This is a genomic window from Fibrobacter sp. UWH6, from assembly GCF_900142465.1.
Taxonomy (GTDB): domain Bacteria; phylum Fibrobacterota; class Fibrobacteria; order Fibrobacterales; family Fibrobacteraceae; genus Fibrobacter.
Genome location: NZ_FRAX01000004.1, coordinates 193,840 through 219,202 on the forward strand (window position 1 = coordinate 193,840; position 25,363 = coordinate 219,202).

Consider the following 25,363-nt stretch of genomic DNA (forward strand, 5'->3'; position numbering starts at 1 on the left):
TTTTTGGACAGAAATTGTCATTGGAATGAGCAGCCTTGATTAGAATATTAAGGGTGCTCATTTCTCAAATTAAGATTTTGATTATTACAGCACATGGATGAAAATACAGAAGAATATTTAGACAGCCTGTTGTTTGATGATATTGAAGGGCTGCTGTTTTCTGAAGAATATGCTGATTCAGACGACAATGCGTCGTTAATATCTGAAATTGCGGAATCGGAAATTCCCAGCGATTGTAGTACTTTAGATAATATTGCTGTATCTCCTGATGAAAATAAAAATGTTAATAGTGAATCGTCCATAGAAAAAGAAAATGTTCTAAAAATTGATGATGGGGATGATTCGTTTGCTAGAGAACTTGATTCATTTGCCATAGAAGAATTACGTACCTCTTTAGGAGCGTTTAAAGAGAAGAAAAATTCCTTAATTAGAGAAGGTTTTGAAACAAATACATTACGTAATTCTATTGATAGTGCTGAACGGACCATTTTTTCTTCTGTAAATCAGGAAGAAAAAAAAATAGCTGGTCGCGAAGTTTTTTTTTCTGGGCTTTTTTGTGATTCCTTGTGGAATCAAGGGTCTCTTTTTGGTTCAAAATTTAATGATTTTTCTTTACAAGAAAATGTCGGGCCTGAATCTCTAGGTAAAATTGAACGGATTTGTCAACGGGAAAATCGATTTGCTGAATCTCTGTCTCAAGAAAGTGTGATTTTTGATGCAGAAAGGGCTAATGCGAAAATAAGAGATTCTTTTGTGAATGAATCTTCCGATAATACCGAAGAATTCCATAAAGAATCAGAAGTATCTCCGGTCATGAAAAAAAGAATGGTTTCTGAGGATGTCGAAATCATTAAGGTTTCAAAAAAAAGTATGCTTGATGCAAGAGTCCTTTGTGAAACCATTGTCGCAAAGGATAAATTGAGATTAGCTGAATCTTGTTTAAAAGAAAATAATGCATCAATCAATTCTGGTTTTGTAAGTGTTTCAAAAAAAGATTTGTTGAAATCAAACTTATCTGAACGTAGAACGGGAAAATATGATTCATCAATCAAATTGGATTCTGTGAAGGTTTCAAAAAATAGTTTGCTGGAAATGGAATTGCGTTGTGAATCTAAAATTGCGATTAAAGAATCAAGTTTATCCGAATGTAGAAAGGATGAAATTGATTCATCAATTAAATTGGATTCTGCAAAGGTTTCAAAAAATAGTCTGCTGGAAACGGAATTGCGTCGTGACTCTATAATTTCTGTTAAAGAATCGAAATTATCCGAAAATGAAACTGAAAAAAATAGTGTATTTATTAGATCAGAATCCGTAAAAGTTTCAAAAAATAATTTTGAAATGGAGGCGCAACGAATTTCTGTTTCTGTTAATCAAGCTTCCATTGATACGAAATCTGATAAAAAAAATAAAACGAAAGAACCTCTTGAATTAAAGAATCAAAAAAGATTTGACAATAATTTTTCTGTCGCTGTTGAACTTAAGGTGAAAAGTTCCGATTCAATTAATTCTAAAAGAGAATCTTTTTCTTCGGTAAGTATTACTTCTTCATTTAGAGGCCTAAGGGGTAATGCTAATGAAAAAAAAACAAGGATGTTGATATCCCGTGATGTAAAAAGATTTTTTTCTTGTGATAATATGAAAAATAGTTTTAATCAAAAAAAAAGGTTGTTTTAATGGCTACTATAGGGTTTGATGAGCAGATAGAGCAAATTGTCAAACAATTGACAGAAAAAATAAATATGGCTATTTCATTTGCCTTGGATGAATCGAAATCGTTTGAACTGGCTGAAGCCATTTTCAATGAAGCTATAACTGTTTTGGAGTATTACCAGTGCGGCGATACCGCAGCAGAACAGCTTATAAATTTTTCCAAGATAACGTACTTTAGAAAAGAATGTAGAAAAGCTTTGCTTTTTGCTACTGATGCTGTAGAAAAAAGTGTGACAGATAATGTCAGGGAAAAAGCATCTAATAACCTTCATGATATGGCTTTTAAGTTGTTAGAATACATTGTAATCAATGATAAGGGACAGATTAACGTAACCTTTGATGATGTCCAGTCTTTTTTAGTTCCTCAGGATTATTGTAACGCTTTGCAAAAGGCTTATGAGGCGAGAAATTTAATCAAAACAAAGAATGATCTGGTCTTTGTTACGAATGCTTTGAAGAAACTTTCTATGGAGGTTTTGAGGCAAGGACTAAGACAAGAAAAGGATGGACATTTTGCAGACTCATTGTCCCTATTAAAGAATGTTCTGCCGTTCTTAAATGTAAAAAGAGCGGAAATTGTAAATAAGGAAATTGAAAAAATGGAGGGCATTAGCAATGCAGTCTAAACAGTTAAAGAATATCGTTGACATACTACACGATATGGATAAAAAAGCTGCACTTTTTTTAAGTAATCAAAATTATGATGATGCTCTTGCCGTGTATAAAGAAATTTTGAAAGCCCAAGAACAGCTGAAACTTGAAAAACTTTGCGGCCATACCATGTTGAACATTGCGAATATATACATGATGCAAAATGACTATGATCAAGCTTTGGCGAATATCAGTAAGGCTGCTATGTTGAAATCAATGCAGTCCGATAATGATGACCGTGGGAATTTGAAACTGACTCAGGCTAGCTGCTTGTTTGTAATGAATAAGGGAAAAGTGGCCGAATCTGAACTAAAGAACGAACTTCGTAAAAATAGTAATAAAACGTTGTGTGGAAAAATAGAACTGCTTTTGTTCTCTTATTATAAAGATGTGCAGAATAGGTTGGCTGCTCGAACATTTATTGATAAAGCGATAAATCACTTTAAACTTGATCATAATAAAGAAGAATTATTGCGGGCATTAAAAGGTCGTGTAGATTATTTTAGGTCAATTGGTCAGGGGCATTACGCCCAGTTTGACGAAAGTGAAATTGAACGTTTGATGAATTCCTGAAAATAGGAGGTCTTCGATATGCAGAAGGATTGCCACTATTATGGAACTTATTATATGGCTACGAAAGCTGGATTTAACCATGAAGAAGCTGAAAAAATCGCCTGGGCTGCTCAATCTGTGGATGAAATGGATCATGATGTCGTTAGAAAGCTTAGAGATAATGCTGTTGAATTGGAAAAAAATAAAGATAAATCAAAAAAAAATGAAACTCTAAAAAAGGAATATACTGAACTATACTACAATGTGGTTACCGTACATGACTTCATTTTTTATTTATTTCAAAAAGAATGGACTCGACAAGACTCTTTGTTGCAAATGTCGAAGCAGATTGAATCTGTTTGGTCTGTTTTTCATTTTCTGCCGGCAAATATAACTGACAATGAGTTGAAATTAAAAGATAGATCTCCTGAATTGAAAACGGTGAAAATAGAGGGGTATGATACGGATTTTGCCGAAAAGAAATACAAGAAGGATTTGAAATTGGTTTGCAAACCTTCTTCAAAGTTGGCAAATCAAATTTTTCAATTTGTACTTGATTTTGTTAAATCCAATTCTACACCAGAATCCGGTTTTAGTGATGAAGTTTTGTTTTCGATTGGAATTTTTATGCATGTAATTGCTGATACATGGTCGCATCAAGATTTTTGTGGCTCATGTAACATGCATGTAAATCGTGGTGCGATTGTAGAGGGTGGCAATCGAACTTCATTTGAACCCAATTGGGGGGAAATTGGACTTGGAAAAATTGCGTGGTTAAATTCAAAATGGTTTGAATATACTGGTAAAGATACTCCTTTTCGCTGCTTTTCGGCTATATGGACGGGACATGGAACCTCCGGAAGTTTCCCTGATATTCCTGGGAAAAAGTACACTTATATTCCAGATTATTCAAATTCGTCTATTACAGTTGATAACCCAGATCGATTCAGGAAAGCTTTTGCTCAAATGTATTATATCATGAAAGCTTTATATGAAAAGAGAGAGTATGAAATTTCATCGAATGTAGATATCCCAGATTTTGTAGAAAATGCTGGTAAAATTTGTTTTACCGATGGCGATGAAAAAGATCGATGCGAATTGTGGAATACGTTTTTAGAAAAAAAATTGAAAGAGTATGACAAAAATAATGAAAACTGTAATTCAAAAGTTTTTCTAATCCGCGCTTATGAATACAGAAAATTCGCTTTAGAAAAAATTGCTAAAGAAATTATAAATGATCCAGACTACTACAAAGATGTTGAAACATTGACTATAAAGGAGTTGATGTCTTCAAAATTTGAAGAAGCGTTAAATGCGCTTGGTACAGTGACTCAATACCTTTCCGAAAATGGGCTGGTCAAGGTTCAGGATAGTTTAGGTAATAATCTTGATAAACTTGGGGAAAAATTGGATGAAAGTATGTTTAAACTACTTGATCAATTGTCTGTTAAAGGTGATGTGTGGGATAAATTTTCCCATGAAATCTCTCTGCAAAATTTCAAACTGATGAAAACAGGTTCTTCGTTTTAATCTTAGAACAGTAAAAAAGGATTTGTATGAAGGAATGGATTTTAAATGTTTTGTGTAAGTTGAATTGTGGTCGGTTGAAAGTCTTGGTTCGCGAAGATTTGCCAGTCAATGCATTGTCCGGTGCATTCAACAATACTATTGTATTATCAAAGAAATTGGTTTCAATGCAACAAGAAAATCTATTACCGAAAAACGTATTCATTTTTATCCTTTTACATGAGATAGCTCATCTTATTCAACAGTCTGTGTTGTCTAAAATGCTTTCAAAGGATGAAATTGCTGATTTTATTCAATTAAATAGAGACTCTTTAGAAAAAAATGCTGATGAAATTGCATTTTCCTTTTCTTGTGGGGATATGTGGAGAAAGGTAATTTCTTTAATTGATTTTTCTGATGCTCTTGAAGATTCGCCATCTTTTGATTATGATAATCTTTCTGTTCAATGGTGGATGGTTGATGGAATTTTATCGGAAGCATTGTTGACGGAAGATCCTGAAAAGGCTGGAAAGGCTGATGATATAAAAAAAGACGTGAAAGCTGCTATAGAAAATGTGAAAAATGATGAAGAACTGAATGAACTATTAGAAAAAACATTGTCGATAAAGGCTGATAAAGATTTTTCTGATGAAGTTTTTGATGTTCAAACTGCTGCTATAGAAGAAGGCATTCATGAAACGTATGCAAGAGATGCTTTGATTGAGCTTGAAAAAAATTGTAATCAGCATATTGACGAAAGATCCAAAGCGCTAAATATCAAATTAAGTTTTGAAAATACGGGTAATGGCGGACGAAATTGTTTTACAAAAAAGAACGGAGAAATTGTACATAAAATTAATTGCGAATCATTTGTACAAGGGGCTCAATGGAATGATCGGTGGCATTATTCTAATATAAATTTTGCCATGAAGTTTTTTTTTGCAGAACTTTCTGGAGACTTATTTGAAAAAGATGCTTTTGTTTACTCAAGTCATCTTAAAAGAATGCAATTCTTGCATTCAATGGATTGTAGTGGAGGATGTAAATCGCTTAACTATAGGAAAATTAGGCGATGGACTGAATTTTGTATAGATGTTTTTAACAATATTGAAGTTTCTCAAGTAAAAAAACATATTCAGGATTTGACCATTGATGAATATGTAAATATAGTTGATGATGAATTGTTCCGAATCATGATGCGAGATTTGCTTGATAGTGCATATGGTTCGAAATCAATTAAATATTTTTTTGGGGGTGATAAATTTGATGCAGGATCAGTTGCGCTAGGTTGTGTTTCGCATATGATTCAAGATAGTTTTGCTTTGTCTCATGTAAAACGCTGCTTGGATCCGTTTGCGATACGACGCTCATCTGATTTTGATTTGTCTATCGATGGTCAGAAAAAAAAATCATCAAGTGATTCTGTTGATATATCTCTTGATGGTAAAGATGATAAATCAGAAATGTTGGCAGGTAATCCCATACAAGTTGAAAACGATAAGTTTAAAAATTGTAAAGAAAATGTCAAAAATGGTAAGGAAAAATGGGATTATGATAAATTTAGAGAATCGTTGTCTCGTCAGGCGATGCCTGTAATTCTATATGCGAATTATGAAAAACAGGATGCAGCGAAACATAAGCATGCTGATGTTTTTTTGACTCATATAGATAGTCAAAAAAAGAAAACGAATGTCCGTCGTGTAGGTCAGTGGATTTTTAATAATCCTCAAACAGATGATGCTTTGCATGAAGACTTCTATGTGCAGACATTGAATGCGACAATGGCGAGAGATTGTTCCGAAATGTTTGTTTATATGACCGCAATGGATTATCCCAAGGAAGAAATATTAAACTTTCTTGATTCAATTTATCTTTCTTTTCGTAGTTTGGGTGAAACAACTACATCGGGCTTGCAGTATTGTTTGAAGGACTCTGTTGAAAATAGATATGAAAATGCAATAGAATCCTTAATGTGTTATAATTTTAATGAGCCTTTAGTTAGTCGAATCATAACTTTTAATAGAACTATTATTTTACTTAAGGATATTTTTCGACGCACTTCTATAGTAAATAGATTGCGGAGAAATGAGTGCTTTCATCATGTTTGTGAAATATTTAACGAAATATACTCATGGACATTTGTGCTTGCACGAACTTATAAGGATTGTCCAGGCTTGAGTTCTTTCTGTGTTGAGTGTGCAGGAAGCATATATTATTTGTTTTTAAAAGTATGTAGTTGCCTAAATGATATCGAAAAAAAAGCTGATGAACTAGATGGTGTAAATAATGGTGAAACGAAAAGTCGTATAAATGACGTGAATGTATCAGCCCAACTGGTGAAAACGTTACTAGAAAATATAATGAGAAACAAGGGCGTCAATTGCTGTAAAGAATATAACGATATGAGTAAGTCGTTTGAAGAAAAAAAGCAAATTGGCATGACGGAAAAATGTTTTGTAGTACAAATTATTTCTGGTGATGAACGATGTGCTGGTACGGATGCCGATGTCCATTTGAAAATTTATGGGAAAATAAAAGACGAAAATGGTAAAGTGAAAGAAATTTTAGTTGGAGAATATCCTTTAATCGATAATATTGGAAACTCGTTTGAAAGATGTTCTTCTGAAATATTTGAATTTTATACTGATAAAGATGTTTTCGAGATTACAAGTATCACGATTGGACATAATGGTAAATGGTGGGGAGATAAATGGTATGTTGATGATATCATTGTGTCTGCCCCTCTTAATTTGATGGAAAGTGGATGGGTATTTCATGTCAAAGATTGGATTGATAAGAATGAAGAAATGAATTTGTCTGCATATCCGCTTGAAAAGATGCGGTATTTTACTTTAAAGATTTATACTGGTGCTGAGCATTGGGCAGGAACGAATTCAGATATATATATATCAATATTTACTAAAAAAGACGGTGAAGTTGTTGAAACAGACGCAAAATTAATTGATAATGTGAATGATAATTTTGAAGCTGGTGATATAGACTTTTTTACAATAGAATGTCAGTCTAGTATTGATGATATTTGTAAGATAAAATTGAAAAATGATGGATCTGATAAATGGTTTGTTGATAAAGTTGTTGTAGCCGATGTTATTACTGAAAAAACATGGTTTTTTACGGCCAAACAATGGGTGACGAATGATAAAGATCTTTTCTTAAGTCGAGAGGAAGGCTGTAATTTTGTAGTAGATATTTATACTGGAGAGCAGTCGTGTGGTGGTACGGATTCTAACGTGTTTATTACCATTTTGGGCGAAAATGGCGAAACGAAAGAAACTGAACTTAATGATTCAAAGAATAATTTTGAACAAGGAAGCAAGGATACTTTTTGGATTTCTTCTGAAAATAGCATTGGTGTAGTGACTGGTGTTAAAATAAGAAAGAATGGGCGAGATGATTGGTTCCTTGATAAAGTGGTTGTAACAGATAATATTTCCGGGAAAAAATGGAATTTCTTTGCAAATTGCAAAGTGGGTAATGATGAATCCGTTTCTTTGCCAAACCCAAAACTAAAAAGTTGCTTTGCTATAGATGTTTATACTGGTTATGAATCTAATGGCGGTACGGATGATGATGTCTTCGTTGCTGTCCATGGAAAAAATGGAAATGAAATCCCAAAACAGAAATTGGATGGCTCGAAGAATAATTTTGAAAAAGGTAGTAAGGATTCCTTTACGATTACATCAGATGTTTATGTTGATGAAATTGATTACATAGAACTTTATAAGGAGGGTAGTGACGATTGGTTCCTAAATAAAGTTGTTGTAAAAAATATGCTTACGGATGAAGTGAAAGAATTTGTTGCCGATTGCTTAATTGGAGATGATGAATGTGTTAGACTACCTAAAATGACGGTGGAAAGCTGGTTTACAGTTGATGTCTATACCAGTAATAAAAGTGATGCCGGAACTGATGATGATGTGTATATGTCTATTCATGGGAAAAATAATAGGCTGATACCTAAACAACAACTTAATAATTCAAAAAATAATTTTGAAAAAAAGGATAAGGATACTTTTACAATTACATCAGATGTATGTATTGATGATATTGATTACATAAAGGTGTATAAAGATGGGAACGATGATTGGTTCCTTGAGAAAGTTGTTATAAAAAATGAGATAACAAAAAAAGAGAATGTGTTTGTTCCTAATAGAAAAATTGGTAAGGATGATGGTCCTTTTTATCCGCATGTTGCGCAACAGTCATTTATCGTTGATGTTTATACCGGAACGGAATTTGGTTCTGGAACGGATGATGATGTGTTTATTTCTATTTGTGGGCAAAATGGTGAAATAGAAGATTACGAACTTTGCGATTCGAAAAATAATTTTGAAAATGATGGTAAAGATACTTTTGTAGTTTCCTCTGAAAAACCGATTGGTGATATAACGAAAATTAAGGTTCGCCTTAAAGGTAGTGGACGCTGGCTCCTTAATAAAGTTGTTGTGACTGACATGATCACGAATGAGGAATGGGTGTTTATGTCGAATCAATGGCTTGAAAATAATGAAGTGGTTTTGACCCAGGAATCTCGGACTCGTTTGAAGTTAGAGGTTTTTACGAGCGATGACGATTATGCTGGAACGGACGATAAGGTTGAAATTGCTCTTTATGGTGAAAATGATAAAGTTATCCTGCCTTTCGTAGTTCTCGATGATTCGCATAACAACTTTGAACGTGGTGATCGAGATTTGTTTACTCTGTACATATTTGATGACTTTGACAGTATTAAACAAATTGGTGTGAAAAAAGATGGTAGTGATAAATGGATACTTGATAAGATTGTTGTGACGGATGAAAAAACTGAAAATGTAAAGGTGTTTACTACTAATCAAGCCATTGAAAAAAATCAAGAAGTGAGGTTACTTGAACAGGATTCTTTAGTGAATTTTAAGATTGATGTTTATACAAGTAATCAATATAAGGCTGGAACTGATGGGGATGTAAAAATTGCCATTTATGGAAAAGATGGTGCTTTGATCCTTCCTTTTACAAAGTTGGATAATTCGGAAAATAATTTTGAACGAAATAGTAAGGATTCCTTTATTGTTTCAACTTCGCTGGAGGAAAAGAACCTCTCGTATGATAATATTGAGTATGTTGAAATAACTCAAAATAACCGCGATGACTGGCTTTTGGATATCCACGATGACTGGCTTTTGGATAAAATTATCATAACGGATATTTACTCAAAAACTGAATGGACCTTTATTCCGGTTCCTTATAAAAAGATTGCTAAAGGTGATGCTATAAAAATTGATAGGAGTGAGAGAGGGAAGTGCTTCTTAATGAATGTCTATACAAGTGCAGAATCATATGCAGGGACTGACGATGTTATTGAGTTTGCGGTTTTTGGAAAGGAAGGTGTTGAAATAATACCATTTACTGCAATGAATGATTTTAAAAATAATTATGAAAAAAAAGATGTTGATTCATTTGTTTTTAATACTGAATTGTATGTTGATGATATAAATGAAGTAAGGGTAAGGCATAAAGGAGTTGATGATTGGTATTTAGATAAAATTGTAATAAGTGATGCAATTTCAGGGAAAGAATGGATGTTTGTCGCTAATTCATGGATAAGAAATAAAGAGGAAATTACATTATCTCATGAAGAATTAAGACATTTTGTAATTGATGTATATACAGATGGAAATCTTTTCTCGGGAACCGATGGTTCTGTAGAAATTTCAATAGACGGCGTGAAAAAGGTTCTTGATAATAGACATAATAACTTTGAAGCTGGGGATCGAGATTCGTTTACAATTCATTTTGACAAACCTTTCATAGTTGCAGGTGAAGGTGGCTGTGATTGGAATCCTGTCGTTAAACTTTTGTGTAATGCTGTTGATGGCTGGACTCCAGAGATTGTCATAATATCTGATTTAAATTCAAATAATCGATGGGTTTTTGCTCCGGAAAAAACAACTCAAAATGAGTTCCTCTTGAAAAAATGTAAAGACTATACCTGTTTTGAGATTGATGTTTATACGAGTGATGAAACTGGGGCTGGGACAAACGCTAATGTTAAAATAGATATTAATGGCAATTGTCCTCAAAAGTTGCTAAACAATCGAAAAGATAATTTTGAATCAGGAGATAAAGATTCATTTATTGTAGTATATGAGAATTCTGTTGAAGAACCATCGTATATTACTGTTTCTCATGATGGCTCAGGAAAATTGTCTGAATGGAAATTAGGCAATGTTAATATTGCTGATTTGGTAAATGGAAAGGTCTGGCAATTTGCTGCAGGCAATAATTGTGTGATTAAAGCTAATGAAATGATTACTTTGGCTTATCGATGTGGGCGTTATTTTAGAGTTGATTTACCACAATCTGATAAAAAGATAGGTACTGAAATTTCTCTTGTTGGAGAAGAAGGCGATATTCCTTTTCAAAAAATCGATGGCAATACATCATTTTCAATGATATCTTATTCGGGAATAGGAAATCTTTTGAAAATCATAATAAAGAATGGGGATGATCAATCCGGATTGGATTGTGTTTCTGGAAAAATAACCATAACGGATATCTATTTGGGTAAAAAATGGATCTTTGATAGTGTTGGTTTGATTAAAGAGATTAATCAAGTTGAGTTGGAGCCAATTGAAATAATCGTTAACTCGAGAATAGGTTTCTATGAGAAAAAAGAGATTGCTTATGCCTAAAAAAATTGTCGTTGCGCAAGATTGTACTCATCTTAAACGGATTATTGAAGAAACTGTCAAACGAAATGGGGAAAAGTGTAATCTTAATTTTATAGACGTATCAAAAGTTGCTGATATGAATGGGCTCTTCCAATTTTCCAAATTTAATGGTGACATTAGCAAGTGGGATGTATCTAACGTTGCGGATATGAGTGATATGTTCTATTGTTCTGAATTTAACGGAGATATTAGCGAGTGGAATGTGTCTAAAGTGGTTGATATGAGTGATATGTTCTATTGTTCTAAATTTAGCGGAGATATTAGCAAGTGGAATGTGTCTGAAGTGGTTAATATGAGTGGCATGTTCTGCGGTTCTAAATTTAATGGCAATATCAGCGAGTGGAATGTATCTAAAGTCTCCGATATGAGTTGCATGTTTCTAAAAACTGAATTTATTGGCGATGTTAGCAAGTGGAATGTATCCAACGTTGTGGATATGAATGGCATGTTCTGCGGTTCTAAATTTAATGGCGATATTCTCGAGTGGAACGTGTCTAATGTAGCCAATATGAACTGTATGTTTCTAAAATCTATTTTTAATGGCGAAATTGGAAAATGGGATGTTTCGAGTGTCAAGAATATGAGTTGTATGTTTCAATTTTCCAAATTTAATGGTGACATTAGCAAGTGGGATGTATCTAAAGTTGCGGATATGAGTATGATGTTTTACCATTCCGACTTCAATGGTGATATTAGTAAATGGAACGTACCTTTAATGACCGATTTAAACAAAATATTTCTTTTTTCTGCTTTAGAGGACTCTGGAATGGTTCCTGGTTGGTATAATATGCGAAAAAGATTTCTGTAAAAGATTGTAAATCTCATTTTCTTTAATTTTATCAATCTGGAGTGAGTATGGACGACATTTATCGTCTTCATTTGACCGTTACAAGTGGATTTGCCTACCGTGCAAAAATTGATTTCAAAAACCCTGGTCAAAGTGACTGGAAAAGAAGTGGTAACCTTGCTAACGTGTCTTTGGGCATATCCAAAGAAGTCTATCTGAAAGATGTTTCTGGAATCCAGGAAGGGGCTGCTGTACGATTTGTTATGGATATAAGATTGGGGAGGACGGTAGTTGCTTCCGAAATTTTTGTTTATAAAAAAAACAGCGACTATTATGCTACGTACAATGGTACCAGAAAGAATATTTCCAATCCTAAAAGCGTGTTTAAGGGTAGATCACCTTCCTTCATTGATGTTGCCGATTTTAAGGGACGATTGTCCACTGCTATTAATGCCGGCGAAGCTTCCGCATTATTTTTAAAAGTGACGGGTGGTTATGCCTATAAAGTAAAAATTCAATATCGTAAGGATGGAAACTCTAGTTGGAATACCACGAATCACATAGTTAGTGTTACGGCCGGTATTCCCGAAATGGTAAACATCAGCGATGTAGATGGTATCAATTCGGACTATCAATTCCGTTTCGTGATGGATGTTGTTGCGGGATATAGCAACGTTATCGCCAACGAATATTTTACCTATAAAAAGGATATAACGGCAATAGCAAGATACTGTTGTAAGGGCACTACACTTAATCCAAGAATTAATTACAATGGCGTTAAGGTTTATTCCCCAGTAGATTTTAGTTATGATTTAGACAAACAAAAAATAAATGCGTTTGCAAATGAAAACGCTAAAGAAGAAAAATTTAGAAATTTCAGTATTTATTCTAAAGATGATTCTGGTTTGTTTGTGAATGGTTGTGTAAGAGTTGAGAGTTGCAATCTTGCTGATATCATGCTGTTTAAAAATAACGGCCGCATTGCTTTGATTACTGCTGAAAAGAAAAAAAATCAGTCTCAGATTACCACTTATGCTTCGGGGCCCAAGGATGATGGTGTAGGACACATTTGGTTCATTGACAAGGATTATAATTGCTATGAAGAAGATGTGTTTCTCTATGGAGAACTCGCGAAAAAACAAAGTACCGATTGCTGTAGAAGTAATGCTGACATTATTTATATATCTTGGAACGATAAACTAATGGGCGGAGATCCGATACTGAGATCCATCACGGCCAATGGCCAATTTCAAGATTTCTTTAAGACGGTTGGTTTTGAAAGTGTTGTTGATAAAGATACCGGAAGGCGTTTTTATCATGCCATGGTTGACTGTTTACAACGGAGATTTGGATATTGCGATTTATACGATGAAGTGTTCAACTGTGCTACAACCATGGAATTTGAAAAGTTTGAATTCCTTTCTCAGGAAAAAAAGTATATTTTCTGGACTTGGAAAGGATATTACCTTAATTTGGGTGCAGGCGCAGAAATGGGTTTCTACGAGTTTGTTAAACGGATGAGCTTGAAGGAATTGACTGATAAAATGATGGAAGGCATTAGCGAGTTTTTTAAAGAACATGCTAAGTATATGCTTCCCGCTTTGCCCTTTACTGAACTTACCGCTAAAACAGCCTTTAAGAAAATCTTGAGTATGGTTGCTACAAATGATGAATATGATTACTATGAATCAATTAGTGGTACCCCGACTTTTCGCATGAAGCTTGTTCTTGCGGGTAAAAATAATCTTCCTCGTTTGATTCACTCCTATGAACCTACCGAGAAGCAATGGTGGATTACCACATTCGTGCCGTACCTACAGGGGGTTAATCCCAAGGATTTGGCTCCAGAATATACAGTTTGGATTGATGAGGAACATGCGCAATTGATTAATGATTTTGACATTGCTTGTGATCAAAATCCCGAAATGAAAGGTAAATGGCGTCATGAGTGGATTGATGGCGGTGTGCACACTTTAGTACATACTTTTGAGTAAAATATCAAACGTGTTTGGCGTCTTCGCTCATTTTTGGGCGTGATTTTGTGTTTGCTAGGTTTTCGTTGTTTAAAAAAGAGCGTTTTTATGACCGATAAGTATCTTACCCCAAATTTTAAACTTTCTGAATTTGCCAAGTCTTCCGTAACTGATTATCAACTTAGCTTGCTGCAGTTGCTGGCGAAAAATTTGCAGAAGGTTCGCGATTTGCTTCAGCCCTATGCTGTTTCTGGGAAAAGGTGTCAATTTCGATTACCAGTGGAGTTCGGACTGCCGAGGATTATAATCGTCTTGTGAAGAATGGTTATAATCCTTCTAAAACCTCGGATCATTTTTGTGGTTTGCAGATGGCGGGGGAGCCTACGTTGGGGGCGGCTGATATTTCGGTGAATAACTGCAAATTGAATCATCGGCAGATTGCTGAGATGATTATTGGATGCCAGATGTGTATTCGGCGGGAAGAGCGAAAAAGGCTCGGTCGTATGACCGGGCCTCTTGTCTAATGTTCTTTTTTTGTTTGCTTTTTTTACTTTACGTTCACCTTGATTGTGGACGCCCCGCTCTTGCCGCTGATGCGGACTAGGTAGGTACCGCTAAGCATATTGTTCAGCTGGAGGCTGATGCTGCCTGTGGCGCGGGTTTTCATAACCGTGTTGCCCATGATGTCAAACATTTCAACCTTGAAGGCACTGCCGTTGGGGCTGTAGATGCAGAGGGTGTTGTCCTGGCGGCTGATGGTGTAGCCTGCACGGGCTGCTTGGGCCTTAGCGATGGTTGTTGTTTCGCAGTCGGAGCATTCGTCCGTTGAGGAGCTGCTTTCAGTCTGCTGGCTTGCAGAGCTTGCGCTGGTGGGCGGGAGCGGAACGTCGTCAGAGCTGGAGTTGATGTCTCCGGAGGATGCGCTGGTGGGCGGGAGCGGAACGTCGTCAGAGCTGGAGTTGATGTCTCCGGTGCTTGCGCTGGTGGGCGGGAGTGGAACGTCGTCAGAGCTGGAGTTGATGTCTCCGGAGGATGCGCTGGTGGGCGGGAGCAAAATTTCGCCAGAACTGGAACTGATGTCATCGGTAGATGCGCTGGAGGCGGGTCTTTCGATTTTTGTGCCGTTGCAACGGATGTTGTCTACGAATAGGTAGTTGTAGGTTTTGTCCTTGACTTCCCAGGAGAATCGTCCGATGTTGGTTTTGTCCAGCTCGGCCTCTTTGCCCCAGCCTACATCCTGGTAAAGGTCGCCCCAGTCGATGACGGCTGTTGTCCAGGTGCCGCTGGCGTTAACTTTTGTATGGTGATTATTGTATTCTGTGAGTTTTCCGTCAAAGTCTCCGGCCATGACGGCCTTGAAATTGTGGGCGGCTCCCTTGTATTCGTACTTGATGGCGGTGCAACTGCTTAGGTCGTAGCCGTCGTCCTTATTCAGGTTTAGTGCCAAGGTAACGTAGGGATCGTACATATAGTCGCCCTTTACCAGCTTGATATCCTGGAGTCCTGCTACATAATTGGATTCGTTTAGGTTAGGGAACGTGATGTCGTAGGCGATCTGTCCCTTGACCGTTTTGGAGGAGTTTCCTATGGTGGAGTTGGGGCTGTTTCCGTCGTCGTCCTTAGAGGTGTTGTCGGTGTAGGCAATCCATTCGCCGGGGGTGTAGGGGAAGTTGTCGCCATCTTCCAGATCGTCAATGATGTCGCTGCCGTCTTCGGCGTCCTGGGGAATGGTGGGGGTGTCAGGAATGTATTCGGGGACTTCGTATCCGCTCTCACATTCGCTGTAGGAGGTGGGGTTGCTGGAGAGGTAGCCCTTTACCATGGAACCGGAGGTTGTGTAGTAGGTTTCGTTCATCAGGGAGCCTTTGCCCTGATCGTCTTGAGTGAATGCGGCGCAGGCTTCGTTGACCTGGGAGGCGGACCAGTTGGCGGCGGACAACTCGTATGTGTTCATCCAATTTTGCCATTTGGTATTTTCTTCATTATTGATGGAGCCGTTGCCGGAGGCTTCGCATACGCCCCATTCGGTTACGAATACGGAAAGGCCTCTCTTGATGGCGTTTGCAGCGCTATTGCCTTGGTTGCTTACGGTGTGGGTGGAACCGTAATAGTGGAAGGTGTAGGCGATGTTGCTGTAGCCGGTAAGGGGGCTTTGGGCTGCGCCGCTAAGGTCTGCGGACCAGGAGGGCGTACCGACTACGATCAAGTTGTCGGAATATTCGCGGATGACGGGAATGACTTCTTCGGCGTAGGACTTGACCGTTGACCAAGTGACGAATTCATTGCTTTTTTCGCATTCATCGTCTGCGCCGGTGGCGGTATGGCAGGTCTTGGCGGGTTCGTTATAGATTTCAAAAATGACGTTGTTGTAGCCGCCGTAGGTCTGGGCCATTTTCTTGAAGAACTTTTTGGCCAGCTGGGTTTCGGTGTGGGCCGTATGGGAATGCCAGTCGATGATGACGTAGATGTCGTTCTTGATGGCAGCTTCCACTACGGTCTTGAGGAGGCTTTCCTGGGTGTAAGGGTCGGAGTCGTAGCCTTTGTTGCCCCAGTCGCTGGCGGTGCCCATGGCGAAACGGATGACTTCAATGTTCATTTCGCTGACCATGGCGTCGATAGCCTGTTCTGTATAATATTTGTCGGTGGCGTCCTTGAGTAGGCTCCAGTAAAGGCTCATACCCCTGACCTTTACTGCGTTTCCGCTTTGCTTGTTGTAATCTTTGCAGGATCCATAGATTCGGCCCTGGTTACTGGCATTCTTATCTGCCTGCAGCTGACCGTATTGGGTGACGGGGCCGATGCGGTTGGGAGTGGCGGCCATTGTGGTGGTGGCTAGACTCAATGCCAGGGCTATTCCAAAACGGAAGATGTTCATGGACTTTCTCCTTGCCTTTTGTAAATAAAACTTTTCTTTTTAAAATAATTTCTGTATGGATTGTGTAACATGAGGAAACGTCCAATGTGGAATGATTAAAAGTGTGGACATTAAATGTTGAAGTGTGGACGTCTAATTTTGATGTTTAATTTCTGTTTAGGTAGGTTTGAAGTGTATTTTTAGCTTACTTTAGGGTCTGTTTTTAATAAAAATGTTGACTTTTAATTAATGGAATTTTATATTCCCTATAAAATTGGGATTTGGTTTATAACTGAAAATATTATTGTCTGGAGTATGGTCATGAAACGTTTTACCGGTTCTGTGGTGGGAATGCTGGTGTTAAACGCCGCATTTAGTTCTGCTTTGGCTGCCGATTGGTATGCCAAGGATAACTTGCAGCCTGGGCATGACCCAAGCATGATTCGCCTGGATGATGGCTATGCTCTCATGAGTACCAATAACCATCTGCAGCTCTGGACTTCCGAAGACGCCTACACTTGGAAGGATAACGGTCGTACCATGCAGGTTGTGCCGTCCTGGCTTACTCAGTACGCCCCCGGCATGGAAGACGTCTGGGCTCCGGATATTTACAAGTTTGATGACGAATACCGTGTTTATTACTGCGGTTCTGAATTTGGTAAGCGTAACTCCGCCATCGGTTATACCGCTTCCAAGTCCATGATTCCAGGTACGGCTGGCTACGGCTGGACCGACAAGGGTCATGTGTTCCACACCAAGGAAGGTACTGACAAGTATAACGCCATTGACTCCGATATTATCAAGACTAGCCAGGGTGAATACTGGATGGCCTTCGGTTCTTTTGGCTTGGGCATTCAGCTGATCAAGATTGATGGCAAGACTGGCTACCAGGCTTCCGATGACATGACTGTCTATAACATTGCCCGTCGTACAAGTACTGCCAGTGGTGGCGCTGAAGAAGGCCCGGCCCTGATTGAACATAATGGCCAGTTCTTCCTGTTTACTGCATGGGATAAGTGCTGCCAGCAGGGTAACAACATTGAGCAGACCACTTACAAAACCGCCTATGGCCGCGCAGATAAAGTGACCGGTCCTTACAAGGATAGGGCTGGTTACAACATGGCGACTGGCGGTGGCACTATCTTGCTGGAACGTTATGGTCGCTATGTGGGCCCCGGTGGTGGCGAACCGTTCCAGGATATTAACCGCGTCCGTTTTGTCCATCACTACTATGATAATGCCGGCGACAAGTACAATCACATCCATATTCGCGATGTCGTTTTCACGGATGACAACTGGGCCGAAATGGGCCAGCCTTTCTTGGGGCGTTATTTGAGTGCCGAAGTGGAACATGGTGCTTTGACTCGCGGTGTTAGCGGCGATTTGGTGATTACCTCTAGCAAGACTGCGTCTAACGGTGAATACTTGGCTTATATCAATACCGAGGGTACTGTAATTCGTTTGCCTATGAATATTCCCCAGGCGGGTGAATATTTGCTGCGCTACCGTTATGCCAATGGCGGTACGGGTGATGCTACCCACGGGGTTTCTGTCAATGGAAAAGAGCTGATTGTGAAATTGCCGCCTACGGGTTCCTGGGGGACCTTCCCCGAAAATTCTGTGGTCATGATTCCTGCTACACTTAAGCGTGGTGGTAACTTTATTGAAGTTCGCCCCGTTCCCAATGATTTCTTCTCTGAACTGGACCGCATCGATTTCTTGCGCGTGATCCGTGATACGATTCCGGGTAACGGCTTTGATAATGGTATCCGTATTCGTCTTGATGAAAATGATCAGCTAGCTATCAGGGATGGGGGCTATGCCATTTTCGAGAACGTGGTGACGGATTCCATTACAAGTACCGCGGTTCGCATGCAGGTTAAGAATGGTTCTGGCAAGCTCTCCCTGCACGCTGGAGCCAAGGACGGTAAGGTAATTTCTGAATGCGACTTGAGTAAGACCGTAAAGGCCGAAAACGGCTGGAGCGAGGTTGAGTGTTCCTCGCTGGGTGGCGAGTCCAAGTTGTCTGGGGTTCAGGATTTTTACCTTACCGCTAGCGGCCAGTCCGGAGAAGTTGTTATTGGCAATATCATCTTTAAGGCTGCAAGCGTGGAAGCTTCTTCCTCAAGTGATGAAACTGTAGAATCTAGCGACTCCGGTTGCGAATCTGACGAGGATTGCGGTACGGGTATTCGCGTAAGCGAAATTGCAGGTGCTCGCTTCTCTGTTTCCCGCATGGAAGGTGTCTATAGTGTTCGCCTGAATGACTCTAACATCAATAACGTTTACCTGTTGAATTCCATGGGTCAAATTGTGGGCGTGCGCAATGTTCGTGGCTCTATGGTGGGTGCAGATGTCCGCTTTGAAAATCTGCCCAAGGGCAATTTCATTGTTCGCGTGAAGTAATTAAGGGATATGGCGTAGTTTCAAAAAGAAGTTGGGATATGGGTATAAGGAAGCATTTGGGGGTTGCAGCTTGTGCAATGGCCGCTGTGTTTGGGTTTGGCCTTGCACAGGCTGCTAATCCTTTGACTACGGATTTTTATTCTGCAGACGCTGCGGCACTTGTCTACAACGATAGCTTGTTTATTTTTGCTGGCCACGACGAACAGGGCCCTGAAGGAGCCAACAATAAGTTCTTCTTGATGAACGATTGGCATGTGATGGTCACCGATGATATGGAAAATTATCACGATTACGGTGCCGTTCTCAGTTACAAGACTTTCAAGTGGGCTGATGCCAGTGCCTTCGCAGGCCATTGCGAATATCGTAACGGAAAGTTCTACTGGTATGTGGCGGTTCATCATGCATCCATTAAACAGGATGAAGGATTTGCCATTGGTGTGGCCGTAGCAGATCATCCGTCTGGCCCGTGGAAAGACGCCATCGGTTCTGCCCTCATTACGGACCTTACTGAAAACGATGTTAAGTTGAATATCGACCCCGCCATCTTCTACGATGGGGACGACATCTGGCTTTATTGGGGCTCCTGGAGTGCTGGCCGTCGTGTCAAATTGAAAGAGAACATGATCGAGCTGGCAAGCAAGCCCGAAGATATTGGCATCAAGGATTTCTTTGAAGCTCCCTGGATGCACAAGTTTCGCGGAAACTACTATTTCAGTTACGCTTCCGGTTATCCGTCTACCACAAATTATTCCATGGCTCCGACCATTAACGGCCCCTGGACTCAGAAGGGCGTGATTAACGCCAAGGAAGATAATTCCGAAACTAACCACCAGGCCATTTTCAAATATATGGGCCATTGGTACTTTATGCATCACGGCGCCAATTCTCCAGGTGGCTGGACTTATCGACGTTCCGTGAACATTGATTATCTGTATTACGATCGAGATGGAAACATTCAGAAGATTGTACGTACCGCTGGTGTAGACAAAGTAAATAATGCCCTTGTAAAGGATGGCGGTTATCGTCTTACGGTAAGCCATAGCAACTTGGCTTTACAGGATGATGGGGATATGGTTGTTCAGCAGACTGCTGATGAAACTGCAGATAATCAACTTTGGGTAATCGCTCAGGGGAAAACCAAGCGTCACTACACTTTGCAGAATTATGGTACCAAGAAGTATTATTGCCCGTCTGCAACCTTGCTGGATACGGTTCGCACCAGCGCTACGCCCTGCGAAATCCGCATTGAGAATGCTTCTGAAAAGAAGGGCTACTTCCTGTTTGCCAATTACGATGATGATTATCTTGGCGACATCCTGAATATTTCCAAGGATCCTGGCGTGCCCTTGATCACCTGGGTTCGCACTGGAACTGATAATCAGAAGATTCAGTTTAAAGCTGCTGAATTGCCTAAGGATCCTGAAAGTTCTTCTTCTGACGTAGTTCCGAACTCCTCTTCCAGCGTCATTCTGAGCGGTAGCGAAGAATCCAGTAACTGTGAAAATTCCAGTGACGAAAACTGCAAAACGGGATTGCGTTTGAAGGTCGAGAAACCTTCTATGAACTACGACATGTCTGCCGGGATTGTCCGCTTGGAAAATGATTCTCATTGGACCATCTTTACCTTGAATGGCAATGTCGTCCAGTGCGGATTCGGTTCTCGGATTGCGTTGAAGAGCATGCCCAAGGGATCCTATCTTGTGCGAGTTGGACGCGAAACTTTGAAGATTGTAACTCACTAACTTATGATTCTTTAGCGAATGGGCCTGCTGAAAAATGCAGGCTCTTTTTTATTGTTTCAAGTGACTCGCGGTACCAAGGCCTCCGGCAATGAATACCTGGGCTATATCAATACCAAGGGCTCCAAGATTCACCTGCCTATGAACATTATGCAGGCTGGCGATTATCTGCTGCGCTATCGTTACGCCAACGGCGGTACAGGTACCGCTACGCATAACGTAACGGTCAACGGCGTGGCTCAGGATGTTAAGCTTCCTGCAACTGGTGCCTGGGGAGAATTCTCGGAAAAGTCTGTAGTGTTGATTCCTGCCACACTTAAGCGTGGCGGCAACTTCATTGATGTAAGTCCTGTGCCCAATGGTTCCAACTTTGCGGAACTGGACCGCATCGACTTCCTCCGCGTTAACCGCGATGCCATTCCCGGTAATGGCTTCGATAATGGTATCCGCATCCGTTTGAACGAAAAGGATGAACTCGCCATGAAGGATGGCGGCTACGCCTTGTTCGAAAATGTGGTTACTGATTCCATTGCCAGCAATTCAGTTCGCGTTCAGGTGAAGGGTTCTTCTGGTAAGTTGACTCTTCGCTCAGGCTCCAAGTCCGGTACCGTAATTTCTGAATGTGACTTGGGCAAAGGAATTGCATCTGCTGGTGGCTGGAATGAAGTGGAATGTTCCGCTCTTGGTGGCGACGAGAAGCTGGCTGGCGTGCAGGATTTCTTCCTTACTGCAAGTGAGGTTTCTGGCGAAGTGGCTGTGGGAAACATCATGTTCAAGTCGAAGGCGGTAGAATCGGAATCCAGTTCTAGTGAAAACGCGGAATCTGGCAACACCGAATGTGTTGTTGATGATGGCGAGTGTGGAGGTTCTGCTATTCATGCGAAGGTTTGGCCGGTGGAAGCTCGCTATACGGTTGCCCGCATGGGTGATACTTATAGCGTTCGCTTGAACCGCAATGGTTTCCAGAATGTCTACCTCTTGAATTCCATGGGACGGGTCATAGGTGCCCGCAACGTTCGCGGCGCTTTGGCAGGTACAGAAGTTCGCTTTGAAAACTTGCCCAAGGGCAATTTCATTGTACAGGTGAAGTAACCTGTTGCCGAGAATTTTAAGATTTCCTAATTTTAAGCTATACGGGAGCTGGTTAAACCGGCTGAGAGGAAATTTCGCCTGGTAGCCGAGTTGGCGCCGCGTAGATTTCGACCGCACCTGATTTGGATAATGCCAACGGAGGTATGATGATTAAAGTAAATGGTATTGACATCGAAGCAGACGGAACCGTTTTTGCTGGCAAGACCGTCGCGGAATACCTTTCCACCACAAATTTTGACTGCAAGCGCATCGCTGTTGAAAAGAATGGCGATATTGTACCTAAGGCCAAGTATGGCGAAACTCTCCTTGCAGAAGGGGATTCTCTGGAAGTTGTCAGTTTTGTGGGAGGGGGCTAGTTTGGAACCGCGCATGCCCTCACGAGAGGAAATGCTCTCTGCCTTGGTGGAACGACAAGGTGCTGAGAATGTTCAGAAATTGCAGGCGGCCACGGTGGCGGTCTGTGGTCTGGGAGGCCTTGGGTCCAATGTGGCTATCGCTCTGGCTCGTGCCGGCGTAGGCAAGCTTATTCTTATTGACTTTGACTGCGTCGACGTTACCAATTTGCACCGACAGCAGTACAAGGCAAGCCAGGTTGGTGTGGCGAAGGCTGTTGCTCTGCCCGAAAACTTGCGAGAAATTGCACCGTATATTGAACTGGAATCCCATCAGGTTCGCGTCACTGAGGAAAACGTGATGGAACTGGTTGGGACGGCGGACGTCGTGGTGGAAGCCTTTGATAATGCGGAAGCCAAGGCCATGCTGGTGAACGCCGTGCTGGAAAATGGAAAGACTCTGGTGGCGGCCTCCGGAATGGCTGGCTTTGGGGATGCCAACAGCATCCAGACTCGCCGCGTATCCAAGAAGTTTTATTTGTGCGGCGATGGCGTCAGTGATGTAAATGATGGGGTAGGGCTTGTGGCTCCCCGCGTCATGGCCTGTGCTGCCCACCAGGCGCAAACCGTAGTGCGCTTGATCTGTGGAATGGAGCCAAAGTAGTCCCACTTTTTTATTTTTCAAGAAAAATGTTGAAGTGTAGCTGGTTTCGTAACCCTCGCACCTCGAAGCTGCGAAGCAGCGACCTCAAACCTCAAAGCGCCTTTGGCGCGCCCTAATATATGGAAAACGATAAACTTGTTCTTGGCGGTCATGAGTTCAACTCCCGCTTTATTCTCGGTTCTGGTAAGTACTCCCTGAAGCTGATTGAGGCTGCGGTGCAGTACGCCGGTGCAGAAATCATTACCTGCGCCGTTCGCCGTGCCAATACCAAGGAACACGAAAACATCCTGGATTACATTCCCAAGAGTGCAACCCTTCTGCCCAATACTTCTGGCGCCCGCAACGCCGACGAAGCAGTCCGTATAGCACGCCTTGCCCGCGAACTGGGCTGCGGCGATTTCGTGAAGATCGAAATCATGCGCGACTCCAAGTACCTGCTGCCGGACAACTACGAAACCATCAAGGCTACTGAAATTCTTGCCAAGGAAGGCTTTGTGGTGCTGCCTTACATGCACGCCGACTTGAACGTGGCACGCGACCTGGTGAATGCCGGTGCTGCCGCAGTGATGCCTCTGGCCGCTCCCATTGGTTCCAATCGCGGTCTTTCCGCCAAGGATTTCATCCAGATTCTCATCGACGAAATTGAACTTCCCATTATCGTAGATGCTGGTATCGGTAAGCCATCCCAGGCTTGTGAAGCCATGGAAATGGGTGCCGCCGCCGTCATGGCGAACACTGCTCTTGCTACCGCCGGTGACTTGCCTCGCATGGCCGCCGCTTTCAAGTCCGCCATCGAAGCTGGCCGTAACGCCTACCTCTCCGGTATGGGCCGCGTGCTGGTTCGTGGTGCCGCCGCCAGCGATCCCCTTACAGGATTCCTGAGAGACTAACAGGTACGAGGTCGCTTCGCTTTCAGGTATGAGCACGTTCGCATCCTGCGGATGCTCACTTTGAGCTTAAAGCAAGGCGGCTTCGCCGCGATTATTTATCTCACAACTCATAGCAGCGAAGCTGCGGGCTGATAACTGATAGCTTATGAACAATTATCACGACGAACGTTATTTTATTGATTCCGATACCTTGTCTCCCGAGGCATTGGCCCGTAAGCACCGTATCGAAACAGATCCTTCCGCGCGCTCCAACCACATGGAATACATGAAGGGTATGGAAGTCATCCAGTCCGACATTTATGGCAAGGTCATGGGACATGTGGATTCCGTAGACTTCAGTAAGTACACTGCTCGTGATGTGCTGGCTGCATTGGATCATCACACTTGCACTGTGGAAGATTTCAAGGCGCTCCTTTCTCCGGCAGCTGCTCCGTTCCTTGAAAAGATGGCCCAGAAGGCAAAGCTGGAAACCAGCAAGCACTTTGGCAATACGGTCTATTTCTTTACTCCGTTGTACATCGCCAACTACTGCGAAAACTACTGCGTCTATTGCGGCTTCAACTGCTACAACAAAATCAAGCGCATGCAGCTTTCCATGGAGCAGATTGAACACGAAATGAAGGTCATCGCCGACAGCGGCATGGAAGAAGTGCTGATCCTCACCGGCGAAAGCCGCGCCAAGAGCAGCGTGGAATACATCGGTGAAGCCTGCAAGATTGCCCACAAGTATTTCCGTATGGTGGGTGTGGAAGTTTACCCCATGAACACCGACGAGTACAAGTACCTGCACGAATGTGGGGTAGACTACGTGACGGTCTTTCAGGAAACCTACGACAAGGTTCGTTACGAACAACTTCACCTGCTGGGTCACAAGCGTATCTATCCGTACCGTTTCGACTCCCAGGAACGCGCCCTCATGGGTGGCATGCGCGGTTGCGGTTTCTCCGCATTGCTTGGCCTTTCCGACTTCCGCAAAGATGCCCTGGCCAGCGCCCTCCACGTGTTCTATCTGCAGAAGAAGTATCCTCATGCAGAAATGAGCCTGTCCTGCCCACGCCTTCGTCCCATCGTGAACAACGACAAGATTAATCCTCTTGACGTTCACGAAAAGGAACTTTGCCAGGTACTGTGCGCCTACCGCATCTTCATGCCCTTTGTTGGCATTACCGTCTCCAGCCGCGAATCCAAGGAATTCCGCAACGGCATCGTAAAGATTGCCGCTACCAAGGTTTCCGCAGGTGTATCCACAGGCGTTGGCGACCACGAGGAAAAGTACAAGGACAGCGACGACGAGGTTAAAACCAAGACCGCCGACGTAAACGCCGGCAAGAAGACTTCCGATGCCGAGGGCGATGAGCAGTTCGAAATCAACGACAACCGTAGTTTCAACGCCATGTACAAGGATATTAGCGGCGAAGGCCTCCAGCCCGTGCTAAATGACTATTTGTACGTGTAGTTTAAACCATCGGGATG

At 41.3% G+C, this 25,363-nt stretch carries 16 protein-coding genes and 1 riboswitch; of the genes, 15 read left to right on the top strand and 1 reads right to left on the bottom strand.

Annotated elements, in window-relative coordinates; genetic code table 11:
• Positions 1–93: 93 nt before the first annotated feature.
• The 8 genes from BUB73_RS05615 to BUB73_RS16850 all read left to right on the top strand — a co-directional run bounded on the left by BUB73_RS05615 (position 94) and on the right by BUB73_RS16850 (position 14,231).
• A complete protein-coding gene (locus tag BUB73_RS05615; RefSeq protein ID WP_073284261.1) occupies positions 94–1,677 on the top strand; it encodes a hypothetical protein in 1,584 nt (527 codons plus the stop codon).
• Positions 1,677–2,339: a hypothetical protein gene (locus BUB73_RS05620; RefSeq protein ID WP_073284264.1), complete on the top strand. Its 663-nt coding sequence runs from the start codon at positions 1,677–1,679 to the stop codon at positions 2,337–2,339. Before BUB73_RS05615 ends, BUB73_RS05620 begins: the two co-directional genes overlap by 1 nt.
• Positions 2,329–2,937, top strand: coding sequence for a tetratricopeptide repeat protein (locus BUB73_RS05625; RefSeq protein WP_073284266.1), 609 nt, complete (start codon positions 2,329–2,331; stop codon positions 2,935–2,937). Before BUB73_RS05620 ends, BUB73_RS05625 begins: the two co-directional genes overlap by 11 nt.
• Before the next feature lie 18 nt (positions 2,938–2,955).
• Complete coding sequence (locus BUB73_RS05630) at positions 2,956–4,446, top strand: DUF6765 family protein (RefSeq protein ID WP_139259124.1); 1,491 nt, start codon at positions 2,956–2,958, stop codon at positions 4,444–4,446.
• Between the two features lie 26 nt (positions 4,447–4,472).
• Positions 4,473–11,114, top strand: coding sequence for a PLAT/LH2 domain-containing protein (locus tag BUB73_RS05635; protein WP_073284272.1), 6,642 nt, complete (start codon positions 4,473–4,475; stop codon positions 11,112–11,114).
• On the top strand, positions 11,107–11,961 hold the full coding sequence (locus tag BUB73_RS05640) for a BspA family leucine-rich repeat surface protein (RefSeq protein WP_073284275.1): 855 nt from the start codon (positions 11,107–11,109) through the stop codon (positions 11,959–11,961). The genes BUB73_RS05635 and BUB73_RS05640 overlap by 8 nt, the downstream gene beginning before the upstream one ends.
• 47 nt (positions 11,962–12,008) lie before the next feature.
• Positions 12,009–13,934 (top strand): DUF4474 domain-containing protein, encoded by a 1,926-nt coding sequence (locus BUB73_RS05645; protein WP_073284278.1) that lies wholly within the window; start codon positions 12,009–12,011, stop codon positions 13,932–13,934.
• 87 nt (positions 13,935–14,021) lie between these two features.
• The gene (locus BUB73_RS16850) at positions 14,022–14,231 is read left to right on the top strand and encodes a hypothetical protein (RefSeq protein WP_088658488.1); all 210 of its coding nucleotides are present in this window, start codon (positions 14,022–14,024) and stop codon (positions 14,229–14,231) included.
• Positions 14,232–14,460: 229 nt separating this feature from the next.
• Here the strand turns inward: BUB73_RS16850 and BUB73_RS05650 are convergent, their stop codons facing one another.
• A complete protein-coding gene (locus tag BUB73_RS05650; RefSeq protein ID WP_073284281.1) occupies positions 14,461–16,788 on the bottom strand; it encodes a cellulase family glycosylhydrolase in 2,328 nt (775 codons plus the stop codon).
• A 300-nt stretch (positions 16,789–17,088) separates the two neighbouring features.
• On the opposite strand from BUB73_RS05650, the gene BUB73_RS05655 reads away from it, so the two are divergent.
• The 7 genes from BUB73_RS05655 (at position 17,089) to thiH (ending at position 25,346) form a co-directional block, all read left to right on the top strand.
• On the top strand, positions 17,089–19,173 hold the full coding sequence (locus tag BUB73_RS05655; protein WP_254795007.1) for a family 43 glycosylhydrolase: 2,085 nt from the start codon (positions 17,089–17,091) through the stop codon (positions 19,171–19,173).
• Between the two features lie 77 nt (positions 19,174–19,250).
• A complete protein-coding gene (locus BUB73_RS05660; protein ID WP_073284284.1) occupies positions 19,251–20,915 on the top strand; it encodes a glycoside hydrolase family 43 protein in 1,665 nt (554 codons plus the stop codon).
• A gap of 51 nt (positions 20,916–20,966) precedes the next feature.
• On the top strand, positions 20,967–22,004 hold the full coding sequence (locus BUB73_RS05665) for a carbohydrate-binding protein (protein WP_139259126.1): 1,038 nt from the start codon (positions 20,967–20,969) through the stop codon (positions 22,002–22,004).
• 31 nt (positions 22,005–22,035) lie between these two features.
• A riboswitch (TPP riboswitch) is annotated at positions 22,036–22,167 on the top strand.
• Positions 22,151–22,360, top strand: a complete 210-nt coding sequence (thiS, locus tag BUB73_RS05670; protein ID WP_170932259.1) for a sulfur carrier protein ThiS — start codon at positions 22,151–22,153, stop codon at positions 22,358–22,360. (Overlaps the previous riboswitch by 17 nt.)
• Before the next feature lie 13 nt (positions 22,361–22,373).
• On the top strand, positions 22,374–23,000 hold the full coding sequence (gene thiF, locus BUB73_RS05675) for a thiamine biosynthesis protein ThiF (protein ID WP_170932258.1): 627 nt from the start codon (positions 22,374–22,376) through the stop codon (positions 22,998–23,000).
• A gap of 119 nt (positions 23,001–23,119) precedes the next feature.
• The gene (locus BUB73_RS05680) at positions 23,120–23,890 is read left to right on the top strand and encodes a thiazole synthase (protein ID WP_073159283.1); all 771 of its coding nucleotides are present in this window, start codon (positions 23,120–23,122) and stop codon (positions 23,888–23,890) included.
• A 145-nt stretch (positions 23,891–24,035) separates the two neighbouring features.
• A complete protein-coding gene (gene thiH / locus BUB73_RS05685) occupies positions 24,036–25,346 on the top strand; it encodes a 2-iminoacetate synthase ThiH (protein ID WP_073284293.1) in 1,311 nt (436 codons plus the stop codon).
• The last annotated feature ends 17 nt before the right edge of the window (positions 25,347–25,363 follow it).